The organism is Ruminococcus sp. RTP21204st1_B2_RTP21204_210225, from assembly GCF_040914135.1.
GTDB lineage: Bacteria > Bacillota > Clostridia > Oscillospirales > Ruminococcaceae > Hominimerdicola > Hominimerdicola aceti.
Genome location: NZ_JBCPGA010000087.1, coordinates 1 through 4,374 on the forward strand (window position 1 = coordinate 1; position 4,374 = coordinate 4,374).

The window sequence follows — 4,374 nt, forward strand, 5'->3', positions numbered from 1 at the left end:
GCCTGACCATTTCAGCCCATTGCTTTAGTCTGACTTCGTTCTTTATCCTTGCTATTTCGTTCATTCTGATCAACTCCGGTTCGACTTACTTAGATAATTCTAGTTTACTCTATTTGGAGTTGGCTGGGTAGGGTGGTGGGTTGTTGGGCAGGGACGTTATATCTGCATTTTTCGTCACACCTGACAAAGCATATGCAAGTTATATCGACTTCCGAACACTTGGACTTCTGTTCTCTCTTATGACAGTGACCGAGGGCTGCAAAGGTCTTGGCATTTTTGAACGCAGTGCAAAATTCATCATAAGCAAAGTCAATACCGCATTTCAGCTTTCCATAGTGCTTGTGGGGCTTTGCTTCTTTTCAAGTATGTTCATAACAAATGACGTTTCACTTCTGACCTTTGTTCCCCTCACTCTCACCGCCCTCTCAACTCTCGGTGAAGCAGGCAACAAGCTTCTCATACCCATTGTCGTTCTGCAGACTATTGCCGCAAATCTTGGCAGTATGCTCACGCCTATAGGCAATCCTCAGAATCTATACCTTTTTGGTGTATCGGATATGAAGCTGAAAGATTTTCTTGTACTTATGCTTCCCTTTACTATTGTTGCAGGAGCGATGCTTTTTCTGTGGACGCTTGCAGTGTGTAAAAAGTCAGGAAAACTGTCTGTCAAGACAGATATAACTGCTGAAAACTTCGATACATATTCGACTAAAGACAAGACAAAGCTTTCAGGATACGTCCTGCTTTTTGTCCTTTGCCTGCTTACAGTTGCAAGGCTTATCCCATGGCAGATAACAACCCTCTGCGCACTTGCTTTCTCTGCCATTGCTGACAGAAACGTGCTTAAAACAGTTGATTACTCACTGCTTCTTACATTCTGCGGATTTTTCATCTTTATCGGAAATATGGGCAGAGTAGAGATTTTCCGCAGTGTACTCAGCAGCATAATAAACGGTCACGAGCTTTTTATTGCCGTTGCCGCAAGTCAGATAATAAGCAACGTTCCATGCGCTATACTCCTTTCAGGCTTCACCAACAAGCTGAACGCACTTATAATAGGAACGAACATAGGCGGCCTTGGCACTCTTATCGCCTCCATGGCAAGCCTTATATCCTACAAGCAGATATGCCGCAGCCACCCCCATATCAAAGGCAGATATTTCGCATATTTCACAGCCGCAAATATCGTTTTTCTCGCTGTAATGGCTCTGACTGTAAAGATCGCATACTGAAATAAGGTTTCTATACCCTGCCCACTTTATCTGCATAACATTTTCGCTAAATGCCCACACTATCCGCAGGAGGTGTTTTTATGCTTGAATTTTTTGCAGGAACGCTGGTAGGCGGTTTTGTGGGTGTTGTGACAATGTGCCTTTGTATCACCGCAGACGAAAGCGACCGTCACAATGAACGATGATGTTTTACACAGGTAAACTTCGTGATTTTCACCAAAAAAGCCACCGCAAAATTTCCCTTTGCGGTGGCTTTTTTATGCCTGTCCGTATTGACAAATACTCCGCTTTGTACTATAATAGTATCATTGTACTTTAGCAAGTAAAAACGCAAAAGCATAAAAGCTTTAAAGCGACATATGAAGTAAAAGGAGTGTATTGGATTGACAGCAAGGTGGATAGTATTGGTATTATACCTTGCACTTATGATAGGCATAGGTGTTTATTACCGCAGAAAATCGGCAAGCGTCAATGATTTTGTACTGGGAGGACGAGGTCTTGGAGCATGGTTCACAGCCTTTGCATACGGAACTTCATACTTCTCGGCAGTAATTTTTGTAGGCTACGCAGGAAAATTCGGCTGGAATTACGGTGTGGCTTCCACATGGGTAGGAATCGGAAACGCCGTCATAGGCTCATGGCTTGCATGGAAAGTTTTAGGCAGACGTACAAGGATAATGTCAAAGCACCTTGAGGCAAAGACCATGCCTGAGTATTTTGAAAAGAGATACAACAGCAAGCCTTTGAAGATAGTTTCGGCACTTATCGTGTTCGTATTCCTTATCCCTTACACGGCTTCGGTCTACAACGGCTTGTCAAGACTTTTTGAGAAGGGCTTTGGCATTCCTTACAAATATTGTATAATCGGCATGGCAGTTTTCACTGCGGTGTATGTTATCATGGGTGGCTACAAGGCTACAGCACTGAACGATTTTATTCAGGGAATAGTAATGCTTGTGGGCATTGCGGCGGTAGTTCTTGCAGTGCTTGGCGAAAACGGTGGTCTTGGAAATTCTTTTGACCTGCTTGGAGATATTTCTGACGCAAATGGCGACAAGGGTGCATATTCGTCACTATTCGGCCCTGACCCTATAAACCTTGCAGGCGTTGTTATTCTTACCTCTCTCGGCACATGGGGACTTCCGCAAATGGTGCAGAAATTCTATGCAATAAAAGACGACAAGGCTATCAAAACAGGCACCATCGTATCCACATTCTTTGCAGTAGTGGTAGCAGGCGGCTGTTACTTCCTTGGAGGCTTCGGCAGACTTTTTGTCAAGAGCGCTGACGGACTTCCGGAGGGCGGTTTTGACGGAATAGTTCCGACTATGATGGAAAAGCTTCCTTCACTGCTTTTCGGACTTGTTATCGTTCTTGTGCTTTCGGCTTCAATGTCAACACTTTCATCGCTTGTGCTTACATCAAGCTCCACTTTGACTATCGACCTTATCAAGCCTATAATGAAAGAAAAAATGGACGAGAAAAAACAGCTTATCACAATGAGAATTTTCATTGCCGTATTTCTTATCATCTCAGTTGTGCTTGCAATAATCACTCTTAAAAATCCACAGACAGTAATTTCAACTCTCATGTCTATCTCATGGGGCGCACTTGCAGGAGCATTTCTTGCGCCGTTTATGTACGGACTTTTCTGGAAGGGCGTAACAAAGGCGGCTTGCATGGCAAGCTTTATCGCAGGAGTAGGCATAACGGTCGTACACATGGCATACTACACCCTTGCAGGTCACACAGGCACACTTTGGGGCATAAACCTTGCCTCACCTATCAACGCAGGCGCATTTGCGATGCTTTTCGGACTTGTTCTTGTACCTATCGTTAGCCTTATCACAAGGCAGAGCGACGCTGACAAGGCTCATGCTGAAAAGGTGTTCGAGTGTTATAATGACAGCGAGATATGATTTCACATCGCTTACATAATTGAAACGCAGACAGGGACGGACTTTGTTCGTTCCTGTTTTTTTGTGCGGATAATGCAAATGATATAGTGAGCGAAACGACAAAACAAGCGGGCGAACGGTGTTCGCCCCTACGATTTTGTTGCCGTGGGTTTTAGCCTTTTTTATTCAATTTTCAAGTTGCATTCGGAGTATGACACTGGGTATTATGCCCTAGGTTTTGTATACACAAAATATCACAATGCACGCCCACGTCCTGATACAAGTACTCTACAGCCTGTTCCAGAATCTCTCATCGTATTCACTAAGTCACAGGGCTTGTACGTGCCCGCAAGTATCTAAGACGCCTTCTACTTATCCCTGAAAAATGCTCTTTTTGTTGCATAAAAAATGCAACAATTAATGGATTATTGCCAAATTAAATCATAAATCATTTGTTTGCACAAATTGACCACATGAATTTTGTATAATATCCACTGTAGGGGCGAACAGTGTTCGCCCGTTTTCCTACCTGAACTAACTTTTTGGGGTCCACATTATTAATGTGTATACAGACAGCAAAAAGTTCCATAAAACACCGTTCAACACCTGAACGCATTTTATGGAACTCTTTTCAGATTATAAATTTCTTCGCCTTGTTTACAATACTGCGGTCGTTTTCGTAAGACAGGACCTGTCCTGCCCTGCCGATCTCGACCCAGCGTATGTCTGCGATCTCCTCTTCCTGAGGAGTGTAGTCGGTGTTCTTTGCTTTGCCGATAAAGTAGACAACGATCTTCTGCGTGTCCTTCCTTGGTGAATAGGACACTATCTCCCGAAACGTGGTATCAAGATTTACGTCTATCCCCGTTTCCTCCATGATCTCACGCTTGGCAGTTTCTTCCTCTGTTTCATCGCCCTCAACGTGACCCTTTGGGAATGACCAATGACCGCTGTTGATATGCTTTATCAGCAGTATCTCGGTGTTGCCGTGATACTTTCTGTAAACGATAGCACCGCAGGATTTTTCATGCAGCATCATTTTTCCTTTCCGGAGCTTAGCCCCAATATTTACTCATTGATTTAATTATATCACAACAGCCCTCATTTGTCTATACCCTTTAATAAATATACTCCCATTTTGTGCATATTCCACAAATCAGGTAAAATAAAAAAAGGGGCTGTAAAAAAAGTCCCCAAGAAAAAAGGCTGCGATCTTGCCAAAAAGCAAGACAGCAGTCTTTTTT

At 43.4% G+C, this 4,374-nt stretch carries 4 protein-coding genes; 3 read left to right on the forward strand and 1 reads right to left on the reverse strand.

What is annotated here, in order from left to right:
- Positions 1-143: 143 nt before the first annotated feature.
- The 3 genes from AB5123_RS13935 to AB5123_RS13945 all read left to right on the forward strand — a co-directional run bounded on the left by AB5123_RS13935 (position 144) and on the right by AB5123_RS13945 (position 3,151).
- Complete coding sequence (locus AB5123_RS13935) at positions 144-1,232, forward strand: SLC13 family permease (protein WP_368364967.1); 1,089 nt, start codon at positions 144-146, stop codon at positions 1,230-1,232.
- A gap of 80 nt (positions 1,233-1,312) precedes the next feature.
- On the forward strand, positions 1,313-1,417 hold the full coding sequence (locus AB5123_RS13940) for a DUF3789 domain-containing protein (RefSeq protein ID WP_256321622.1): 105 nt from the start codon (positions 1,313-1,315) through the stop codon (positions 1,415-1,417).
- A 240-nt stretch (positions 1,418-1,657) separates the two neighbouring features.
- Positions 1,658-3,151: a sodium:solute symporter gene (locus AB5123_RS13945; RefSeq protein ID WP_117891432.1), complete on the forward strand. Its 1,494-nt coding sequence runs from the start codon at positions 1,658-1,660 to the stop codon at positions 3,149-3,151.
- Between the two features lie 610 nt (positions 3,152-3,761).
- On the opposite strand, the gene AB5123_RS13950 is transcribed toward AB5123_RS13945, so the two are convergent.
- Positions 3,762-4,166, reverse strand: a complete 405-nt coding sequence (locus AB5123_RS13950; RefSeq protein WP_046439839.1) for a bis(5'-nucleosyl)-tetraphosphatase — start codon at positions 4,164-4,166, stop codon at positions 3,762-3,764.
- Between the last annotated feature and the right edge of the window lie 208 nt (positions 4,167-4,374).